General features: G+C 65.2%; 11 protein-coding genes. 8 read left to right on the plus strand and 3 right to left on the minus strand.

What is annotated here, in order from left to right:
* The first annotated feature begins 14 nt into the window (after positions 1-14).
* Positions 15-8,324, plus strand: a complete 8,310-nt coding sequence (locus tag B3349_RS03090; protein WP_291586323.1) for an immunoglobulin-like domain-containing protein — start codon at positions 15-17, stop codon at positions 8,322-8,324.
* Positions 8,325-8,565: 241 nt separating this feature from the next.
* Here B3349_RS03090 and gyrB read toward each other — a convergent pair whose 3' ends face one another.
* The 3 genes from gyrB to dnaA form a co-directional block, all read right to left on the minus strand.
* On the minus strand, positions 8,566-11,145 hold the full coding sequence (gene gyrB, locus B3349_RS03095; RefSeq protein WP_291586325.1) for a DNA topoisomerase (ATP-hydrolyzing) subunit B: 2,580 nt from the start codon (positions 11,143-11,145) through the stop codon (positions 8,566-8,568).
* Positions 11,146-11,290: 145 nt separating this feature from the next.
* A complete protein-coding gene (gene dnaN, locus B3349_RS03100; RefSeq protein ID WP_291586327.1) occupies positions 11,291-12,412 on the minus strand; it encodes a DNA polymerase III subunit beta in 1,122 nt (373 codons plus the stop codon).
* 137 nt (positions 12,413-12,549) lie between these two features.
* A complete protein-coding gene (gene dnaA / locus B3349_RS03105; RefSeq protein ID WP_291586329.1) occupies positions 12,550-13,953 on the minus strand; it encodes a chromosomal replication initiator protein DnaA in 1,404 nt (467 codons plus the stop codon).
* A 380-nt stretch (positions 13,954-14,333) separates the two neighbouring features.
* Here dnaA and rpmH point away from each other — a divergent pair, with 380 nt between their 5' ends.
* The 7 genes from rpmH to B3349_RS03140 all read left to right on the plus strand — a co-directional run bounded on the left by rpmH (position 14,334) and on the right by B3349_RS03140 (position 21,594).
* On the plus strand, positions 14,334-14,468 hold the full coding sequence (gene rpmH, locus B3349_RS03110; RefSeq protein WP_012207856.1) for a 50S ribosomal protein L34: 135 nt from the start codon (positions 14,334-14,336) through the stop codon (positions 14,466-14,468).
* Between the two features lie 58 nt (positions 14,469-14,526).
* Positions 14,527-15,045: a ribonuclease P protein component gene (locus B3349_RS03115; protein ID WP_291586620.1), complete on the plus strand. Its 519-nt coding sequence runs from the start codon at positions 14,527-14,529 to the stop codon at positions 15,043-15,045.
* A gap of 1 nt (position 15,046) precedes the next feature.
* A complete protein-coding gene (gene yidD, locus B3349_RS03120; protein WP_083520472.1) occupies positions 15,047-15,319 on the plus strand; it encodes a membrane protein insertion efficiency factor YidD in 273 nt (90 codons plus the stop codon).
* Positions 15,316-17,028 (plus strand): membrane protein insertase YidC, encoded by a 1,713-nt coding sequence (gene yidC / locus B3349_RS03125; protein WP_291586333.1) that lies wholly within the window; start codon positions 15,316-15,318, stop codon positions 17,026-17,028. Before yidD ends, yidC begins: the two co-directional genes overlap by 4 nt.
* A 147-nt stretch (positions 17,029-17,175) precedes the next feature.
* Positions 17,176-18,618, plus strand: coding sequence for a tRNA uridine-5-carboxymethylaminomethyl(34) synthesis GTPase MnmE (gene mnmE / locus B3349_RS03130; protein WP_291586334.1), 1,443 nt, complete (start codon positions 17,176-17,178; stop codon positions 18,616-18,618).
* A 298-nt stretch (positions 18,619-18,916) separates the two neighbouring features.
* A complete protein-coding gene (locus B3349_RS03135; RefSeq protein WP_291586336.1) occupies positions 18,917-19,951 on the plus strand; it encodes a Bug family tripartite tricarboxylate transporter substrate binding protein in 1,035 nt (344 codons plus the stop codon).
* A 44-nt stretch (positions 19,952-19,995) separates the two neighbouring features.
* Positions 19,996-21,594 carry a gamma-glutamyltransferase family protein gene (locus B3349_RS03140; RefSeq protein ID WP_291586337.1) on the plus strand — a complete coding sequence of 533 codons (1,599 nt, stop codon included), beginning with the start codon at positions 19,996-19,998 and terminating at the stop codon, positions 21,592-21,594.
* The last annotated feature ends 11 nt before the right edge of the window (positions 21,595-21,605 follow it).

Raw genomic sequence — 21,605 nt, forward strand, 5'->3', positions numbered from 1 at the left:
ACGACGTGGACACGGTGACCGTCAAGCTGGAGGCCACTACATCGACCACCGAAGACGGTGGCTCCATCACCTACACAGCCAGCCTGGTGGATGCCGCCGGCAAGCCGGTGACGGCCCACAACGACATCACCGTGACCCTGGCCAATGGCGAGGTGATCACCATTGCCGCAGGCAGCGCCTCGGCAGCCTCGGACCCGGTGGCCGTGAACCGCGATGACGTGTACGCCGAGAACGACAGCATCAGCAACCACATCGCATCGGTCAGCGAAGCCAATGCCGGCACCATCGGTGCGCTGGAGCATCTGGTGGCGGACGAGACCCCGGCGAAGACCACCATCCTGGACGACAGCGATCCCGTCTATGTCCAGATCAGCGTGGACCAATCGGCCGTGTTCGAGGGCGGCGCCCTGGTCTACACCGTGCGCCTGGTCGACGGCAACGGCGATCCGGTCAGCGTGGCGGCGGGCAAGAACGTGACGGTGACACTGGACTGGAGCGGCGCGGCCGCCAACGGCGCCGATGTCAACAACCTGCCCACCACCGTGACCATTGCCGGTGGGCAAACCGCAGCGCCGTCCTTCACGGTGACGACGCTGGTGGACACCCAGGTGGAATACCGCGAGCCGCTGACTGCGACCATCGCGGCCGTGCAAGACAATGGCGGCAGCAACAAGGGCTTCGAAGACCTGCAGATCAGCGCGACCCAGTCCAGCGTCAGCAGCACGGTGGTGGACAAGCCCACCCTCACGGTCGTGGACAGCAACGGTGCCGCCATCAAGGGCCAGGTCACGGTCAATGAAAAGGGCCTGACCAGCACCACCGACGACAGCGAAAGCGCGCACGGCACGCTCAAGGTGACGGCTGGCTCGGGACTGGATGGCATCAAGATCAACGGCACCACCATTTCGCTGGCCGATCTGCAAGACCTGGGCACGGATGGCATTGCCATCACGGTGGCCGGCCATGGCGTGCTGACGATCACCGGATTCACGCCAACGGCCACGGCCGATGGCATGGATGTGGCCTGGGATGTGCAGTACACCTATACGCTGACGCAGGCCCAGACCCATGCATCAGTTCAGGGTACCAACGATGCGCTCAAGAACATTGCGCTCGAAGTGATTGCCAAGGGCGCCGATGGCACGGGCACGGTGTCCACCGCGGGCACGCTGGGCGTGCAGGTGATTGACGATGTGCCGACCATCGTGACGGAAGTGGGCGCGGCCGAACCCACACTGACCACCGATGACGCCGATCTGCAAGCGGGTACACCGGACAAGGCCAGCATGGATTTCGCAGCGGTCTTTGTGGTCAAGAGCGCGGACTACGGCGCCGATGGCGCCAAGGGTGCGGTGGCCTGGAGCTACAAGCTCGCCGTGGACAACGGCGCGGACTCGGGCCTGAAGAGCGGCGGCCAGAGCATTCTGCTGTACCAAAAGGCCAATGGCGAGATCGTGGGCGTCACCGGCGGGAATGCAACCACCGGCAAGGTGGTGTTCAGTGTGACGGTGGATGCCACGGGCAAGGTCACCTTGGTGCAGACCGGTGCCATCGACCATGACAGCAAGGACAGCAGCGATTACAGCAGCGACACGCAAAGCCTGCTGGACGGCCTGGTGAAGCTGTCGGGCACAGCCACCATCACCGACAAGGACGGTGACAAGGCCAGCCACACCACCACCGTCAATATCGGGGCCAACCTGGTCTTCACCGATGACGGCCCCAGCATCGGCAGCCCGACCAATGCCGAAGTGGCAGAAAAGAACCTGGCCACCGGTACTGAGGCCAACAGCGCCCTGACGGTGGTCACGGGCAGCCTGGCGGTGGATTTTGGTGCCGACAACGCCAGCGGCGCCAAGGCCTACTTCACCCAGGCCACGGCCGACCAGTTGCATGCCCTGGGGCTGAGCTCCAACGGCACCGCCCTGGTCATCACCCTGGGGGTGGACGGAAAGATCATCGCCACGGCCGGTGTAGGCGGCGCGGAGGTCTTCCGTCTGGAAATCACCAACGCCAGCACCAACCAGGCCGGCTACAAGTTCACCCTGACGGGCGCGCTGGACCATGTGGATGGCAACGGCCAGCAGGTCAATGTGCTGGATCTGCCCATCAGCTTCGAGGCCCGCGACAGCGATGGCGACACCGCCAGCGGCAACTTCCAGGTCAGCGTGGCGGACGATGTGGAGCGCGCCTCCCAGCTCATCACCGTGACCGAAGACAGTGGCGCCGCTACGGCGGCCAACCAGTTCAGCCTCGGGGCTGACGTGGCGGCCAGCGAAATCCGCATTCTGGCGGCCGATGGCGTCACGGTGCTGCAGGGTACACCGGGTGCCGATGGCAGCACGGTGTACGCCACAGGCCATGGCCTGCAGGGCACGGTCACCGTCAACAAGGACGGCAGCATCACCTATGTGCCCAGCCCGAACTACAGCAACCAGCTGCAAGGCGACAAGCAGTATGCTGCCGATCAACTGAAGTACACGATCGTCAGGGACGATGGTTCGCCGGTCGCAGGGACGGTGACGGTACAGGTCAAGGCCGTGGCCGATGCGCCGGTGCTGGACAAACTGGTCGCTGCGACCACCAATGAAGACACCGCTGTGCACCTGGGCCTGAAGGCCCCGACGACCAGCGATGCGAGCGACCAGAACGGTGCCGGCGCGGGTGACAACCCCGAGCGCCTGGGTCCCATCACGCTCAGCGACTTCCCGGTTGGGGCGCAACTGCTGGATGCCAACGGCAACGTGGTCTATACCTTCACCAGCAGTTCGGTCACTGTTCTGCTCACGGATGGCAACCACACCGCCAGCGCCAGTGGTGCCTTGCAGATGACCACCGCCGAATTCGAGGCTCTGCAGGTGCTGCCGCCGGCGGAAAATGCCGACAACTTCCAGGTCAAGGTCAGCGTGACCAGCTATGAGGTGGACGCAAGCGGCAACAAGCTCAGCAGTGTGCCGGGCAAGACGGGTTCCACCACGGTGGATGTGAAGGTGCTTGCGGTCACCGATCTGATCGAACTCAAGATCGACGGCAAGGACAGCCACGACCTGACGGTCAAGGAAGATGGCAGCGTCAACCTGACACCGCTGTTGAAGGTCAGCCTGGATACCGGCGCCGATGGCAACACCCAAGCCGACGTGGATGGCAGCGAACACCGCTGGCTGGAAGTCACGGGCCTGCCCGTGGGCAGCACGGTCAACGGCACGCTGATCACCAGCACCACCCAGGTGGTGACACTGGAGATCACCAGCAAGGATGCCAGCAGCCTGCCGGACATCATCGTCACTCCGCCCAAGGATTTCAGCGGCGATATCACCGGCATCACGGTGACGCTCAAGGCCCAGGACCTGGACCCGAATGAGGCGAAGGAAAATGGCGTGGTGCTGAGCGACTCCGTCACCCTGAATCTGCACGTCGAGCCGGTCGCCGGGGATGTGGTCGTGACTGATCCGCAAGCGATTGCCGAAGACACGGCGGTGGCCTTCCTCGCCGGCGTGCGGGTGACGGACAGCGGCACGGCCGGTGGCACCGAAGTCATCACCAAGGTGCAGTTCGAGCTGCCGCAGGACTGGACGCTCAGCGGCCAGCCGGCTGCGGGCACGGCCGGCGATGCGGTCTGGACGGTGACCGGCTCCGGTACCACTGCCGACCCCTATGTGATCGAGTTCACGGCAGGTTCCGAAGCCAACCGCGAGTTGGCGATGGGCCAGTTCACGCTCACCCCGCCGGCACACAGCAGCAAGGACGCCACGGTGCAGCTGTCCATCACCACGGTGGACAGCAATGCCGACGTCACCGGTGGCGCAGCCACCAGCAATGAAGTGACCGTGACGAAGCCGGTGGCAATCACCGTGACCCCGGTGGCCGAAAGCACCGCCGGTGGCGATACGGACCACAACGGCCAGGCCGACCTGACCGTGCCCACCACGGACCACACCTATGCGGCCCTGGGCAAGGAAGACACGGTGTTCAACCTGAACATCGAAGCCACCGACCTGCTGAACCAGGCCGGCTGGAAGAACGAGGACCAGGACGAAACCACCACCGTGCTGCTGACGCCGGTGAAGCTGTCGGAAGACGGTCTGGGCAGCAGCCCGGCCATCGGCACCGTCTTCACCTGGAATGGTGGCAGCGCTACCTACCAGGGCACCCCGATCGAGGTGCCGCTGTCGGCCTTGTCCAGCCTCACGTTCCAGGCCCCCCTGAACGATGCGGGCACCTTCCAGGTCCAGTTCCAGGCCAAGACCTACGACTACGACGACGATACCGAAACCGGTGTGGCCGATACCGCCATCTCCGATGCGGGCAGCCTGACCATCCACGTCGCGCCGGATGCCGACCTGGCCGCGCTGTCGGTGCAGCCGGCACAAGGCCTGGAAGACACGGCGATTGCGTTGACGATCCGGCCCTCCAGCACGGACGGCTCGGAAACCTTCAACGTCAGCATCGCCCAGATTCCTGCGGGCGCCAGCCTGCACTACGGCGGGCTGGAAATCACCAGCACCACCACGGGCGTGCCGGGCATCACCGTCACGTCGCAGGGTGGATCCTGGTCGGTGGTGATCACCGACTACCAGACCAGCGCCGGCCTGAGCGTGACCCCCCCGGTCAACAGCAATGCCGACTTTGCACTGGAGGTGAAGACCCAGGCGGTGGACGCCCTGCAGGGTTTCGACACCAGCACCGGTGCCTGGAGCCAGACGCAGAACCTGCCGGTCAAGGTCGTCGGTGTGGCCGATGAAGCCAGCGTGGCGGCCAAATCCCACACCTACACGGAAGCGGACCTGGACAGCGGCGTTGCCAAGATCCAGCTGGGTGATCTGATCCAGAGCGTGCAACAGGCGGACACCGATGGTTCGGAAAAGCTGAGCTTCCGCATCACCGGCCTGCCCGAAGGCTTCACCCTGGAAGGCGCGCGCTATCTGGGTGGCACGGGTGCGGACCGCGTCTGGGCGGTGGATTCCGAAGCCGCCCTCAAGGCCATCTCCATCACCGCTCCCGAGAACTTCAGCGGCACGGTGTCGGTGCAGGTGACACCGGTCACCACCGAGAACGATGGCGACTGGAAGGCCCACGCGACCGAAACGCTGGTGGCCACCATCACGCCTTCGCCCGAGTCGGTGGGCAACCAGCACGCCACCTTGTACGAGGACCGTGAATCTGCGCTCGATTTCTCGATCCAGACACCGCAAGGCGAGAACGAAAGCCTGACCCATGTGCACATCAAGGTCGAGGACTTCGAATCCCAGGGCTTCCAGCTGTTCCTGAACGGTGAGCCCATCGACAGCGCATCGGTGAAGATCGTCACCGATGCCCAGGGCAACGACTGGTACGTGCTGGATGCCACCCAGGCCGGTCAGGTGAAGGCGCTGCCGATCACCGAGAACAAGGCCGACAACCAGGCCGATGCACCTGAGCTCAAGCTCACGGTCAAGTACGAGGTGACGGATGCCTCCAGCGACGGCACGGTGGCCCCGGTCACCACGGTGGGTGAACCCCAGGACTACCACCTGCACGTGACCCCGGTCACCGACCAGGTGGGCCTGGAGCTTGGTGGCATCACCACCGGTGGCGCCGACCTGAACACCGACACCTCCGGCACTGTGCCCCTGGTGACCCTGGAGAGCACAGGCAACTTCCAGGTGGGCATTGTGCTGAGCTCGGCCGACCAGGATGGCAGCGAATCCCTGATCCAGGTGCTGGTGACCGGTGTGCCAAATGGCCTGACGGTCGACGGGCTGAGCATCGGTGGCACGCAGGTGGGTGTGGCCCACCAGCTGGACAACGGCAAGTGGGTGATTGAGGTGACGCAGTCGCAGCTGGCCCAGTTCCAGGCAAGCGTCCATGGCGGTGACGTCCAGGCGCAGCTGTCCTTCACGGCTGGCTCGGCGCTGTCCGGCCAGGCCCATGCCACGATCGGCATCGAAGTCTTCAGCCACGATGCAGGCGCCGGCAACCTCTCGAATGCTTCCGTGCAGTACGAGCTGCAGGCCGACTTCACCGGTGGCGGGCAACCAGGCCAAGCCGTGCAGCTGGACTTTGAACGCAACCCGGATTTCACCGGCCAGGAAGACACGGCCTTCACCCTGGACCAGCTGTTCCAGGCGACGATCAGCGACAACCCCAGCGGCCAGGACGTGGCGTTCACGCTCAGCCTGAAGCTGCCGGCCGGCGCGACCATCGTCCAGGACGGCCACACGCTGACCGCCACCAAGGTGGGCGGCGATGGCGCCGAGGAACTGTGGCTGATCTCCGGAACGGCCAAGACCACTGAAGCGCTGCAGGCCCTGCTGAGCGAGGTGGTGGTTACACCGCCGGCCGATCTGAACGACCACTTCGGTGGCATGCAGATCGACGCCACCATGGCCGGGCATGTGGTCTCCACCGGCGAGCAGACCGTGGTCAAGGTCCACGACACGCTGGCCCTGGCGCCCGAGACCGATGGGGTCAGCACTGCTGTGGTGCTGTCGGCGGCCGACGCCGATGGCGGCAGCCCGACCGGCGACCGCCCGAAGGAAGGCAGCGACATTGCGATCCAGATCGACATCGCGCGCGGCGTGGACGGTCCGTCCCTGCTGAACGGCTCGCTGACCATCAAGCTGGCCGAGGGCGATGGCTTCAGTGGCGGCAAGCTGTTCTATGGCACGACCGAGCTGGTCCAGCAGGCAGACGGCAGCTACCAGCTGCCGCTGGATGCGGCGACCCAGCAGGCGCTGCTGACGGGCACCAGCACCAGCATCGTGGGCCTGCACTACCAGCCCGATGCGGCGCAGAAGTACGTCAACGGCAGCCTGGAAGTGGAAGTGATCGTCCAGAGCAAGGAGCAGGATGCGCCGGACTGGACCAGCTCGCAAGGCTGGGCCGACAGCAACGGTGACAGCGGCACCGTGGTGGTGGAGCAGATCAACAACGGCTTCGAGTTCACCAACGTGGGCACCAACACCCCCTACCAGGACGGCGACATCGGCACCATCCAGGGCAGCGAAAACCAGACCGGCACCAGCCTGATCACGCTGGACATCGGTGGCAAGCTGCTGGACGCCGACGGCTCCGAGCAGATCCACACCGCCATCCTGGAAAACCTGCCCAATGGCTTCCTGGTGTACTACACCGACGCCAACGGGGCACTGGTGCAGGCCGTCAACACCGGCTCCAGCTGGAGCATTCCGGTCGACGGCGGCAAGCTGCCGGTCATCAGCATCCAGGCGCCGCAGAACTGGAGCGGTACGGTGGACAACCTGGCACTGCGTGTGCTGAGCGGCGAGAGCAGCGATTCCGGGCACCAGCAGGTCAGCACCGCGACCTTCCAGCTGGAAGTGGCTGCCCGGGCCGATGGCTTTGAGACCAGCACCCCGGTGGTGGAGCAGTCCTTCGGCCGCGAAGGCGACATCATCGCGCTGAACCTGAACCTGGCCATGAAGGACCGCCAGTCCGCCGGCACGGGTGACAGTTCGCTCGAGACCGTGACCCTGACCCTGACCGGTCTGGGCGAGCACGCCAGCTTCTATGTGGGCAGCACCCTGCACACCGCCAGCTACGACCAGGCCACCGACACCTACACGCTGACCGGTCTGTCCCAGACGGACATGGACCAGCTGGGCTTTGTCCAGGCCAAGGACGCGCTGACGGACCAGAACGCATCGGCCAACGGCCTGCAGATCGGATTCACGGCCCACACGGTGGATGGCAGCGATGTGTCGTCCAGCATCTCCGGCAGCTTTGACCTGACCCTGAGCAGCCAGAGCGGCTCGGGCGTGGTGCTGGACGGTTCGGGCAGCAGCCATGGCAACCTGATTGGTGGGGCCGGCAGCGACACCCTGCTGGGTGGTGCGGGCGACGACGTGCTGCGCGGTGGAGCTGGCAATGACAGCCTCCACGGCGGTGCGGGCAACGACCACCTGGAAGGCGGCAGCGGCAACGACGTGCTGATTGGCGGGGCCGGCAACGACACCCTGATCGGCGGCGACGGCGATGACATCTTTGTCTGGAAGCAGGGCGACGCCGGTGGTGAAGGCCTGGCACACGCGGCCAAGGACATCGTCGCCGACTTCGGCAACGGCCACGATGTGCTGGATCTGGCCGATCTGCTGCAGCAGGAGAATGCCGACAACCTGGGCAAGTACCTGAGCTTCAGCAAGGAGGGCGACGACACCGTGCTGCGCATCTCCAGCACCGGCGCCTTCAGCGACGATGCCGGTTCGCTGATCTCCAAGGTGGACCAGCAGATCACGCTGCAAGGCGTGGACCTGCTGCAGGGCAGCTCGTCCGAAGAGCTGGTCAAGCAGATGCTCAGCGATGGGCGCCTGAAGGTGGATCAGAACTGATCGGTGGAGAACCTTGCCGCCGCCGTCACTGGTGCGCGGCAAGGGGAGAGCGTTTTCCGGTGCCAGGCGGCACTGGCCGCGCTGTCCCGCTGGCGGTCATGCTTGACCACAGCGGGGCCTACCGGAGCTGGAAGCCTTTCTTGGTCTCCGATCCATTTCCATGAAAGAAAGCCCGGCACTGCCGGGCTTTCTTATGGGTGCAATCCGGCTCTGTGCGCCGGATTGCCGTGCGCCATGGCGCTTACGCGTCGATATTGCCGGCGCGCAGGGCGTTGTCTTCGATGAAGTTGCGGCGGGGTTCCACCTCGTCGCCCATCAGCATGGTGAACACGCGGTCGGCTTCGATGGCGTCGCCCACCTTGACCTGCAGCAGGCTGCGCACCGCGGGGTCCATGGTGGTCTCCCACAGCTGTTCGGGGTTCATTTCGCCCAGACCCTTGTAGCGCTGGCGGCCGGTGGTGCGTTCGGCTTCGGAAATCAACCAGCGCATGGCCTGGCGGAAGTCGCCCACCTTTTCGGTCTTGGCCTTTTCGCCTTCACCGCGGGTGACCTTGGCTCCTTCGTTCAGCAGGCCGACGAAGTTCTGCGCTTCATCGGCCAGCGCGGCGTAGTCGTGGCTGGCCACGAACTCCTGCGTCAGGATGGAGCTCTTGATGTTGCCGTGGTGGTGGCGGCTGATGCGCAGGATGGGGTTTTGCGAGTGCGGATCGATCTCGGCCGTCACCGCAGCGGGCACGCCGGTGGTGGTCAGTTCACGCAGCTTGGCTTCCAGTACCGGGGCGCAGGCCTGGGCATCGGCCAGGGTGTCGAGCTTGATCTGCACGCCATCGGCGATGGCGCGCAGGGCTTCGGCATCCATGAAGGCCGACAGGCGCTCAATCACGCTTTCGGCCGCCAGGTGCATGTGGGCCAGCTTTTCCAACTCTTCACCTTCAATGCCGCGGGCCGCAGCGCCGCCGGTGGTGACGCTGGCGTTCTGCAGGGCGATGCGCATCAGGTACTGGTCCAGGGCGGGGCCGTCCTTCAGGTACAGCTCTTCCTTGCCGTTCTTGACCTTGTACAGCGGTGGCTGGGCAATGTAGATGTGGCCGGCTTCCACCAGATCCGGCATCTGGCGGTAGAAGAAGGTCAGCAGCAGGGTGCGGATGTGGGCGCCGTCCACGTCCGCGTCGGTCATGATGATGATGCGGTGGTAGCGCAGCTTGGCCAGGTCGTAGTCGTCGGTGTTGCTCTTGCCGCTGTCTGCGCTGACCTTGCCGATACCGGTGCCCAGGGCGGTGATCAGGGTGACGATTTCCTGGCTGGACAGCAGCTTTTCGGCACGGGCCTTTTCCACGTTCAGGATCTTGCCGCGCAGCGGCAGGATGGCCTGGAACTTGCGGTCGCGACCTTGCTTGGCGGAGCCGCCGGCGGAGTCACCCTCGACGATGTAGATTTCGCACAGTGCCGGGTCTTTTTCCTGGCAGTCGGCCAGCTTGCCGGGCAGGCCCATGCCGTCGAGCACGCCCTTGCGGCGCGTCATTTCACGGGCCCGGCGCGCGGCTTCACGGGCGCGGGCGGCGTCGATGATCTTGCCGCACAGGCGCTTGGCGTCGTTGGGCTTTTCTTCCAGGAATTCGGTCAGCGTCTTGGCGACGATGTCTTCCACCGGTGCACGCACTTCGCTGGACACCAGCTTGTCCTTGGTCTGGCTGCTGAACTTGGGCTCGGGCACCTTCACGCTGAGCACCGCGCACAGGCCTTCGCGCATGTCGTCGCCCGAGATCTCGACCTTGGCCTTCTTGGCCAGGTCGTTGTCGGAGATGTACTTGCCGATCACGCGCGTCATGGCGGCGCGCAGGCCCGTCAGGTGGGTGCCGCCGTCACGCTGGGGAATGTTGTTGGTGAAGCACAGGACCTGCTCGGTGTAGCCATCGTTCCACTGCATGGCCACCTCGACACCGATTTCGGTGCCGGGGATGCCGCCATAGCTTTCGGCCGGGCGGGTGCCCGTGGCGTAGAAGGGGGTGATGTCCACGCCCTTCTTGTTGCCGTTGATGAACTTCACAAAGCCCTGCACGCCGCCGGCGCCGGAGAAGTCGTCTTCCTTGCCGTCGCGTTCGTCCTTCAGGCGGATGCGCACGCCGTTGTTCAGGAAGGACAGTTCGCGCAGGCGCTTGGCCAGGATCTCGTAGTGGAACTCGTTGTTTTCCTTGAAGATCTCGGTGTCCGGCAGAAAGTGCACCTTGGTGCCGCGCTTGTCGGTGTCGCCGATGATGCGCATGGGCGAGATTTCCACGCCATCCACCACTTCGATCAGGCGGTTTTGCACAAAGCCGCGCGAGAAGTCGATCTCATGGGTCTTGCCGTCGCGGCGCACCGTCAGCTTGAGCTTGACGGACAGCGCGTTCACGCAGGACACGCCCACGCCGTGCAGACCGCCGGAGACCTTGTAGCTGTTCTGGTTGAACTTGCCGCCGGCGTGCAGTTCGGTCAGGGCAATTTCCGCAGCCGAGCGCTTGGGCTCGTGCTTGTCGTCCATCTTCACGCCGGTGGGGATGCCGCGGCCGTTGTCGATGACGGACAGCGAGCCGTCGGCGTGGATGGTGACCAGAATGTCGTCGCAGTGGCCAGCCAGGGCTTCGTCGATGGAGTTGTCCACCACTTCAAAGACCAGATGGTGCAGACCGGTGCCGTCGGAGGTGTCGCCGATGTACATGCCGGGGCGCTTGCGCACGGCCTCCAGGCCTTCCAGGATCTGGATCGCGCCTTCCCCATAGCCGCTTGCGTCGGCCCCTGCAGGGGCTTGGTTCTGGGGATCTGGCTGGTTCTCTGCGGTCATGGATGAAATGCCTTGTGCTGCAAAAGCAGGCGCTGTCTGCACCTGCTCTGCCTTGAATTCAATGAACTAACGGTGGAAAAGAGCGCGATCCGCGCAGGATCTGCCGCTCTTTTGAGGGGGTGCCCAGCAGGGCGCCCCGGTGGCATCAAATGCGCATGGGCATCACCACGTACTTGAAGCGCTCGTTCTCGGGGATGGTGACCAGGGCGGAGCTGTTGCCGTCGGCCAGCTGGACCTGCACCATGTCCTGGCCCATATTGGCCAGCACATCGATCAGATAGGTCACGTTGAAGCCGATTTCGATGGCGTCGCCGCCATAGTCGATGTCCAGCTCGTCCACTGCCTCTTCCTGCTCGGCGTTGGTGGAGGCCACACGCAGCGTGCCCGGCTCCAGGTTCAGGCGCACGCCCTTGAACTTGTCGCTGGTCATGATGGCGGTGCGCTGCAGCGATGCCAGCAGCGGGGCGCGGCCCAGGGTGATGCTGTTGCTGTGGTTGCGCGGGATGACGCGGTTGTAGTCGGGGAACTTGCCTTCCACCAGCTTGGTGACGAACTCCATGCCGCCAAAGGTGAACTTGGCCTGGTTGTTGGCGAACTGCATCTCGATGCGGGGCTGGTTTTCGCCACCCACGTCGCTCAGCAGGCGTTGCAGTTCCAGCACGGTCTTGCGCGGCAGGATGACTTCCTGCTTGATGCCCACGTCCACATCCAGCTCGGCGCTGGCAAAAGCCAAGCGGTGACCGTCGGTGGCGACCAAGCTCAGCGTGTTGCCTTCGGCCACGAACAGGATGCCGTTCAGGTAGTAGCGGATGTCCTGCACGGCCATGGCGAACGAGACCTGGCCCAGCAGCTCTTTCAAAACTTTCTGCGGCACGCTGAAGGCCGGGCCGAAGGCGGCGGCTTCCTGCACCAGCGGGAAGTCCTCGGCCGGCAGGGTCTGCAGCGTGAAGCGGCTCTTGCCGCCCTTGAGGATCATCTTGGACTGCTGTGTCTCCAGGCTCACGGTCTGGTCGCCAGGCATGGTCTTCAGAATGTCGATCAGCTTGCGGGCGCCCACCGTGGTGGTGAAGTCGCCGGTATCACCGCCGAGCTCGGCCGTGGTGCGGATCTGGATTTCCAGGTCGCTGGTGGTCAGCTGCAAGGCGTTGCCCGTCTTGCGAATCAGCACATTGGCCAGGATGGGCAGGGTGTGACGGCGTTCAACAATGCCGGACACCGATTGCAGGACCGCGAGAACTTTGTCTTGTGTGGCTTTCAGGACGATCATGTCAACCTCTGATGGTGATGCGGGGACTGCGTTTGGGCCAGCGGCACATGGTGGCGTACCCCCTCTTGCTGCCCAAACCCCCATTGTGCCCCTGCCGGCCCGGACACAGGTCCGCAGTCCGGCCCGCAGGCGGGAAATTAGCCTTTGAGTGTCTGTTCCAGCACATGGAGCTGCTGGTTCAGTTCGGTCAGTTGCTGGCGTTCACCCGCAATCTTGCGGACGGCGTGCAACACGGTGGTGTGGTCGCGGCCGCCAAACAGCTCGCCGATTTCTGGCAGGCTCTTTTGCGTCAGCTCCTTGGCCAGGTACATGGCAATCTGGCGCGGCCGTGCAATGCTGGCTGGGCGCTTCTTGCTGTACATGTCCGCCACCTTGATCTTGTAGTAGTCGGCCACCGTCTTCTGGATGTTTTCCACCGAGATCTGGCGGTTCTGGATCGACAGCAGGTCGCGCAGTGCTTCGCGTGCCAGCTGGATCGACACTTCCTTCTGGTTGAAGCGCGAGTAAGCCAGTATCTTGCGCAGCGCACCTTCCAGTTCACGCACGTTGGAGCGCACGTTCTTGGCCACGAAGAAGGCGACTTCCTCGGGCATCTCTGCGTTCTCGGCGCGGGCCTTGTTGATCAGGATCGCGACACGCATTTCCAGTTCGGGCGGCTCGATGGCCACGGTCAGGCCGGAGTCGAAACGCGAGACCAGCCGCTCGTGGATGTTCGCCAGCCCCTTGGGGTAGGTGTCCGACGTCATCACGATATGGCTCTTCTTGGCCAGCAGCGCTTCGAAGGCGTTGAAGAACTCCTCCTGCGTGCGGTCCTTGTTGGCGAAGAACTGCACATCATCGATCAGCAGCAGATCGAGCGAGTGGTAGCGCTCCTTGAATTCGTCGAAGGTGCGGCGCTGGTAGGCCTTGACCACGTCGGACACAAACTGTTCGGCGTGGATGTAGAGCACCTTGGCGTCCGGCTTGTCCTTGAGCAGCTGGTTGCCCACGGCATGCACCAGGTGGGTCTTACCCAGGCCGACACCGCCGTAGATGAACAAGGGGTTGTACAGGTGGCCGGGCGAGCCCGCCACGTGCATGGCGGCCGAGCGGGCCATGCGGTTGGCCGTACCTTCGACCAGGGTGTCGAAGGTCAGGGCCGGGTTCAGACGGGTGCGGAACACCGGGGCGGCCGCTTCTTCACCGGCCGACAGGGTGGTGGCCGGTGCGCCGGCTTCCGGGGCGGCGCTGGCCGCCTGCACCGGGCGCACATAGGTTCTGATCACGCTCTCGCGGTGAGCAAGCGCCAACTCCAGGGTGACGGCCTGGCCGTACAGGGCTTCCAGCAGCGCGGCAATGCGGCCCGCGTACTGGGCACGGATCCAGTCGAGCTTGAAACGGTTGGCCACGTAGACCGTGACCTTGGAGAAGTCTTCCGCCACCGAGGCGGTCAGAGGCTTGATCCAGGTGTTGAACTGCTGCTCCGGCAGGTCTTGGCTGAGCTGCTCGACGCAGGCCTGCCATAGGCCCTGGCCTGCGTCGTTGGTGGGTTCCTCGGTCATTTCTTGCTGGTTTTCTTGTGGATAGGAGGAACGGTTACGGGGGAGTGATTGTAGCTTTTCAAATGGTTATCCACAACGAAAGGCCCGCCCGACCCTCTCTTCCTATAGGCGAGGTATTTTGACGGAAGTTTTGCAGGGGCATTGCAACAAGGGGACAACGCTGAGATAATTTCGGGTTTCCCTGAATGTGTTCAGGGTGATATGTCCCGCGCGGCGCACAATACTGGAAATTTTTCGGTACTGGTGCATGCCTGTTTCCGGGGTGCGGCAGTGATTGCCGCGCAATGGAAGAGGGTGTGCGACAGCCGGGCGGTGCAGGCGGGCGCGGCTTATTCGAAGCAGCGCAGCCACTGCAAAACTGAACCTTCCAAGGAATCAACATGAAACGTACTTACCAACCTTCCAAGACCCGCCGCGCCCGTACCCATGGTTTCCTGGTGCGCATGAAGACCAAGGGTGGCCGTGCCGTGATCAACGCACGCCGCGCCAAGGGTCGCAAGCGCCTGGCCGTCTAAGGCCAGTCCGTTTGGCAGCCTGTCCCATCTCACGCCCTGCAGGTCGGGGCTGATGGATATGCAGCGGCTGAAGACGCGCGCGCAGTTCCAGGCGGCAATGTCCGGGGGCGTCATCGCCCGGTCGGCGCATTTCGCCTTGCACCGCCTGGTGCTCGAATCCGCCCAGGTTGCCGCCGACACCATTCCTTCGGGGCCCGGCTCCTTGCCTCCAGTGCAAGGGCCGCAGGCCCTGTTTGCCGTTCCCGGACAGGCTTATCCACAGGTGTGGATGGGTCCGCTGGTGCCCAAGCGTTGGGCCAAGCGTTCCGTGACCCGCCATGCCATCAAGCGCCAGGTCTATGCCGTGGCCGAGGCCTGCGCCCCGCAGCTGCAGGCCCTGCCTGCCCAGGCGGCGTATGTGGTGCGCCTGCGGGCGGGCTTTGATCGCAAGCACTTCATCAGTGCCTGCTCCGATACACTCAAGGCGGCCGTGCGGGCCGAGCTGCAGCAGCTGTTCACCTCGGCCATACGCCGGGCCCAACAGCCCGCCAAGGCGCAACCCGCGTCTGCGCCGCCGGTTTCCGAAGGGGTGGTCTGACATGGTGCGGGCCTTGCTCATGGCATTGGTGCGGGGCTATCGCCTCACGCTCAGTCCATGGCTGGGCTCGGCCTGCCGGTTCGAGCCCACCTGCTCGGCCTATTCCCTGCAAGCGCTGGAGCGGCATGGTGCCGCCGCCGGGTCCTACCTGACCCTGCGCCGTCTGGCTCGCTGCCACCCCTGGTGTGCCGGCGGCCATGATCCCGTGCCCGAGCGCGCGCCAGGGCTGTTTTCCGGTTTGACCTCCTCTTCCTCTGCAAAGAAGTCTTCATGAACGACATTCGCCGCACCATCCTGTGGGTGATATTTGCCTTTTCCCTGGTTCTTCTGTGGGACAAGTGGCAAATCCACAACGGCAAGCAAGCCACGTTCTTCCCCTCGGCTGCCACCGCGCCTGCCCCGGCAGCGGCCAAGCCTTCGGACGTGCCTGCGGTTGCCGCACCGACCGCCACCGCCAGCGATGTGCCCGGTGGCGCCGCTGCACCGGCAGCCGACGCCATTGCCCGCGAAAAGATCACCGTCAGCACCGATGTGCTGCGTCTGACGTTTGACGGCCAGGGCGGCGGCATCGAGCACGCCGAACTGCTCAAGTACATGGACTCCGTGGACAAGAGCAAGCCCTTTGTGCTGTTTGACGACAGCGCCAGCCGCGTCTACCTGGCCCAGACGGGCCTGATCGGCGGCAACTTCCCCACGCACAAGACCACCATGCAGCTGATGCCCGGTGCGCGCGAGCTGGCCGATGGCGCCAACGAGCTGCAAGTGCGTTTCGAGTCGCCCGCCATGGACGGCGTGAAGCTGGTCAAGACCTACACACTGAAGCGCGGCGCCTACGACATCGCCGTCAAGCACGAGGTGGTCAACACCGGTACGGCAGCCGTGAGCCCCCAGCTGTACCTGCAGCTGCTGCGTGACGGCAATGCGCCCGAAGGCGAAAAGTCGGCCATGTACTCGACCTTCACCGGTCCGGCCGTGTACTCGCACGAGAAGAAGTTCCAGAAGGTCGAGTTCAAGGACATCGAAAAGGGCAAGACCGAATTCGTGAAGTCCACGCCCGATGGCTATGTAGCCATGGTGCAGCATTACTTCGCCAGCGCCTGGCTGCTGGGTGATGGCGTGCAGCGCGACAACTTCGCACGCAAGGTGGGCGACAACCTGTATGCCGCCGGCACCATCACCACCCTGGGTACGCTGCAACCCGGCGAAACCAAGGCCGTCGACGCGCGCCTGTTCGCCGGCCCGCAGCTGGAAAAGATGCTGGAATCCATCTACCCCGGCCTGGAGCTGGTCAAGGATTACGGCATGTTCACCATCCTGGCCAAGCCCATGTACTGGCTGCTGGACCAGATCCACAGCGTGCTGGGCAACTGGGGCTGGGCCATCATCGGTCTGGTGCTGATCCTGAAGATCATCTTCTACTGGTTCAACGCCAAGGCCTACTCCAGCATGGCCAAGATGAAGGCCATCAACCCCAAGATTCAGGAAATGCGCGAGCGCCTGAAGGACAAGCCCCAGCAGATGCAGCAAGAGATGATGCGCATCTACCGCGAGGAAAAGGTCAATCCCATGGGCGGCTGCCTGCCCATCATGATCCAGATCCCCGTGTTCATGACCTTGTACTGGGTGCTGCTGTCGTCGGTGGAAATGCGCCAGGCGCCCTGGATCGGCTGGATCACCGACCTGTCGGCCAAGGACCCCTGGTTCATCCTGCCGCTGCTGATGATGCTGTCGTCGCTGCTGCAGACCGCACTGAACCCCGTGCCACCCGATCCGATGCAGGCCAAGATGATGTGGTTCATGCCGCTGATCTTCAGCGTGATGTTCTTCATGTTCCCCGCCGGCCTGGTGCTGTACTGGCTGACCAACAACATCCTGTCCATCGCACAGCAGTGGGTCATCAACACCCGCATGGGCGTGCCGCCCCAGTTCAATCTGCCCAACTTCAAGTCGGCCCCTGTGGCTGATGCGGGCAAGAAGAAGTAAGCAGCGCCTGCGCTGACCCCCCAACGGCCGCTGCAAGCGGCCGTTGTCTTTGGTGCCGGGATTTTCGGCACGGCACAGACGGCGGCCCTGGCTATGATCGGCCGCTGACCCGGTACCCCACCGATTTCCTCCTCGAAAGCCTTGCCCATGCTTGCCCGCCATACCGATCCCATTGCCGCCATCGCCACCGCACCCGGTCGGGGGGCGGTGGGCATCGTGCGCGTCTCGGGCAAGCAGATCGCGCCCCTGGTACGTGTGCTGTGCGGCAAAAATCTCAAGCCCCGCGAGGCCAGCTACCTGCCGTTCAAGGATGCCAAGGGGGCCCCGATAGACCACGGTCTGGCGCTGTACTTCCCCGGCCCGCACAGCTACACAGGGGAAGACGTGCTGGAGCTGCAGGCCCACGGCGGGCCGGTGGTGCTGCAGCTGCTGCTGGCGCGCTGCCTGGAGGCGGCGGCCAGCCTGGGCGAAGAAGGGGTGCCGGTGCTGCCCGGCCTGCGCCTGGCCCAGCCCGGCGAGTTCACCGAACGTGCGTTCCTGAACGACAAGATCGACCTGGCCCAGGCCGAGGCGATTGCCGACCTGATCGACGCCAGCACCGAAGCGGCGGCCCGCAGCGCCAGCCGGTCGCTGTCGGGTGACTTCTCGCGCGAAATCCGCGAGCTGCGCGATGCGCTGGTGCATCTGCGCATGCTGGTGGAAGCCACGCTGGACTTCCCTGAGGAAGAAATCGATTTCCTGCAGAAAGCCGACGCCTACGGCCAGCTCGACCGCCTGCAGGCGCAGCTGGGCCTGGTGCTGGCCCGCACCCAGCAGGGGGCGCTGCTGCGCGAAGGCATCAAGGTGGTGATTGCCGGCCAGCCCAATGCGGGCAAGAGCTCGCTGCTCAATGCGCTGGCGGGGGCCGAGCTGGCCATCGTCACGCCGATTGCCGGCACCACGCGCGACAAGGTGCAGCAGACCATCCAGATCGATGGCGTGCCGCTGCATGTGATCGACACCGCCGGCCTGCGCGACAGCGACGACGAGGTGGAGCGCATCGGCATTGCCCGCGCCTGGGACGAGATCGCCGCCGCCGATGCCGTGCTGTTCCTGCACGACCTCTCGCGCACCACGGAGGCAGACTACGCCGCCGCCGACCTGGAGATCGCCCAGACGCTGGCGGAACGCATCCTGCCCAGCGTGCCGGTGATCGATCTGTGGAACAAGACCGACCTGGCCGCCCCCGGCGCGCAGATGGAGCCGCTGGCGCCCCTGGCCGGCCGCGCGGGCGGCGACCAGCGCCTGAGCCTGTCCGCCCGCACCGGCGCGGGGCTGGATGCCGTGCGCCAGCGCCTGCTGCAGGTGGCCGGCTGGCAGTCCGCTGCCGAAGGCCTGTACATCGCCCGTGCGCGGCATGTGGAGGCGCTGCAGGCCGTGGGAGCCCACCTGCAGGAAGCCCATGACCAGCTGAATGTGCCCGGACCGGCGCTGGACATCCTGGCCGAGGAACTGCGCCTGGCGCAGCAGGCACTGAACAGCATCACCGGGGAATTCACCTCGGACGATTTGCTGGGGGTGATCTTCTCCAGCTTCTGCATCGGCAAGTAAGCCTGCCGACCCCTTGGTGCCGCCGTATGGCGGCACCCCGCCGAGCCACGCCTGCCGGGGCTTTTTGCTGTGCGCTGCCCGGTGAATTTTGCTGCCTGCTGGTGCAGCCGCCATGCACCAGTGTGGGGTGAGAGTGGCGTGGGAGTGGGGATTGCAGAGGGAATGCTGCAAGAAGCGTGGTGGATGCAGTGCGTTGGGCCCGTTGGCACTGTTCTTGCGCGGCAGCGGGGGTCTCCCTCCCTCGGATCCGCCGCCGTGTCGTGTGGCGGCCGGGTTGCCCGACCCCTGAAAGGCTCCCATGCATTCCCTCGGTTTCTTGGTTTCCCCTTCTGCGTCTGCTCCCTCCCCTGCCACCACGCGCCGCGGCGCCTTGCGCAGCCTGCTGGCCCCGGTGGCGGCCGGTGCCCTGGCGGCTGCGGGCCTGCCGGCGTGGGCCAACGCCTACCCGGCACGCCCGCTGAAGACGGTGATTTCCTTTCCGCCCGCGGGCGCCACCGACATCCTGGCGCGCCTGGTCGCGCACAAGGTGGGCGACAAGATCGGGCAGTCCATCATGGTGGAAAACCGCCCCGGTGCCGGCGGGACACTGGGACTGGATGCCGTGGCGCGGGCGCCGGCCGATGGCTACAGCCTGTACCTGGCGGCCGTCACCAACCAGATGATTGCCGGTCACCTCTATCCCACCAAGGCCGATCTGCAGCGCGACTTTGTGCCCGTGGCGCTGATCGCCAATGCGCCCCACCTGCTGATCGTCAACAACGAGGTGCCCGCCAAGACCATGGCGGAATTCGTGGCCTGGCTGCGCAGCAAGAGCGGCACGGTGAACTTTGCCTCCCAGGGCACGGGCACGCTGTCGCACCTGGAGTCCGAACTGCTGCTGCAGCGCACCGGCACCCAGGCCGTGCATGTGCCCTACAAGGGCAGCGCCATGGCGGTGACCGATATGCTGTCGGGCGCCGTGTCCTTCATGTTCGACAGCGTGGCTGCCTCGCTGCCGCTGATCCAGGCCGGCAAGGTGCGTGCGCTGGCTGTGGCATCGTCGACGGCGGTGCCTGCCGTGCCCAATCTGCCGACGGTGACGCAGGCCGGTGTGTCAGGCTATGACGTGGACAACTGGTTCGGTATCTATGCCCCCAAGGGCACGCCGCAGGCGGCGGTCGATCTGCTGGCCAAGGCCACGGCCGAGGTGCTGAAGGAGAAGTCCACCATCGACGAGCTGATTGCCAAGGGCTATGTGGTGACGCCGGGCGACGGCGCCAAGCTGGCGGCGCTGACCCTGGCCGACCACCGGCGCTGGGGTGAGGTGATCAAGACGGCCAAGGTGTCGCTGTGACGGCTGGCCTGCATGGAAAAGACGAATTGCGAGAACAAATGCGTATGAATTGGAGCCTTCCCTTTCCCTCTGGCCGCCAGCCTGTGTTGGCGCGCAATGTGGTGTCCACCAGCCAGCCGCTGGCCGCCCAGGCCGGTCTGGCTGCGATGGCGCGCGGAGGCAATGCCATCGACGCGGCGCTGGCCGCCGCCATCACCTTGACGGTGGTGGAGCCCACGATGAACGGCATTGGCGGCGATGCCTTTGCCCTGGTGTGGGACGGCAGCCAGCTGCACGGCCTGAATGCCTGTGGCCGCGCGCCCCAGGCCTGGTCGCCCGAGCGCTTTGCGGGCCTGGAGCACATGCCCAAGGTGGGCTGGGACTCCGTCACCACCCCGGGGGGTGTGGCGGCCTGGAAAGCCCTGTCCGAACGTTTTGGCGCCTTGCCGTTCGAAGACCTGTTCACCGACGCCATCCGCCATGCGCGCGATGGCTTTCCGGTCAGTCCGGTGATTGCCCGCCAGTGGGCGCAGGCCGCCATCGATCTGGGCGCACAGCCCGGCTTTACCGAGTTTCTGAAGCCCGATGGCAGCGCTCCGCAGACCGGCGAGATCTGGCGCTTCCCGGCCCAGGCCGAGACGCTGCAGGAGATTGCCCGCACCCGGACCGAATCTTTCTACCGCGGCGCGCTGGCACAGCGCATTGCCGCGTTTTCCCAGACCTGCGGTGCGGCGCTGGCGGCCGATGACCTGGCCGCCCACCAGGTGGAATGGGTGGAGCCCATTTCCACCCCGTTCGGCGACCGCACGGTGCACGAGATTCCCCCTAACGGCCAGGGCATTGCCGCGCTGATCGCGCTGGGCATCCTGGAGCAGTTGCCGTACCGGGACACGGCGCCGGGTTCGGCCGCGCGCATGCACCTGGAAATCGAGGCCATGCGCCTGGCCTTCGCCGACCTGTACGCCCACATTGCCGACCCGGCGCACATGGAGGTCACGGCCGGCCAGTTGCTGGCGCCGGCCTACCTCCAGCGCCGCGCGGCGCTGATCGACCCGCAGCGCGCCGGCAATTACCCGCCGGGCCAGCCCGGCAGCGGCGGCACGGTCTACCTGTGCGCGGCGGATGCGCAGGGGCGCATGGTCTCGTTCATCCAGTCCAACTTCAAGGGCTTCGGTTCGGGCGTGGTGGTGCCCGGCACCGGCATTGCGCTGCACAACCGCGGCATGGGCTTTGTCACCACGCCGGGCCATCCCAACCAGGTGGCGGGCGGCAAGCGGCCCATGCACAGCATCATCCCCGCCTTCATGCTGCGCAACGGCCAGCCCCATATGGCGTTTGGGGTGATGGGCGGCAATATGCAGGCCCAGGGCCATCTGCAGATGACCTTGCGCGAGGCGGTGGAGGGGCTGAACCCCCAGGCCTGCAGCGATGCGCCACGCTGGCGCATCAACGATGTGGGGGCGCTGACCCTGGAACACACCGTGCCCGCCGCCGTGGTGGAAGGGCTGCGCGCCCTGGGCCATGTGCCCGAGATCGCGCCGCCCGGCAGTCTGGACTTCGGTTCTGCCCAACTGATCCGCAAGCTGGACACGTTGCCGGGCGAGCCCTGCGCCTATGTGGCCGGTTCCGACCACCGCCGTGACGGCCTGGCGGTGGGCTTCTGAACGGTGCTGCG

Source organism: Comamonas sp. UBA7528 (genome assembly GCF_002479375.1).
Lineage (GTDB): Bacteria > Pseudomonadota > Gammaproteobacteria > Burkholderiales > Burkholderiaceae_C > Comamonas.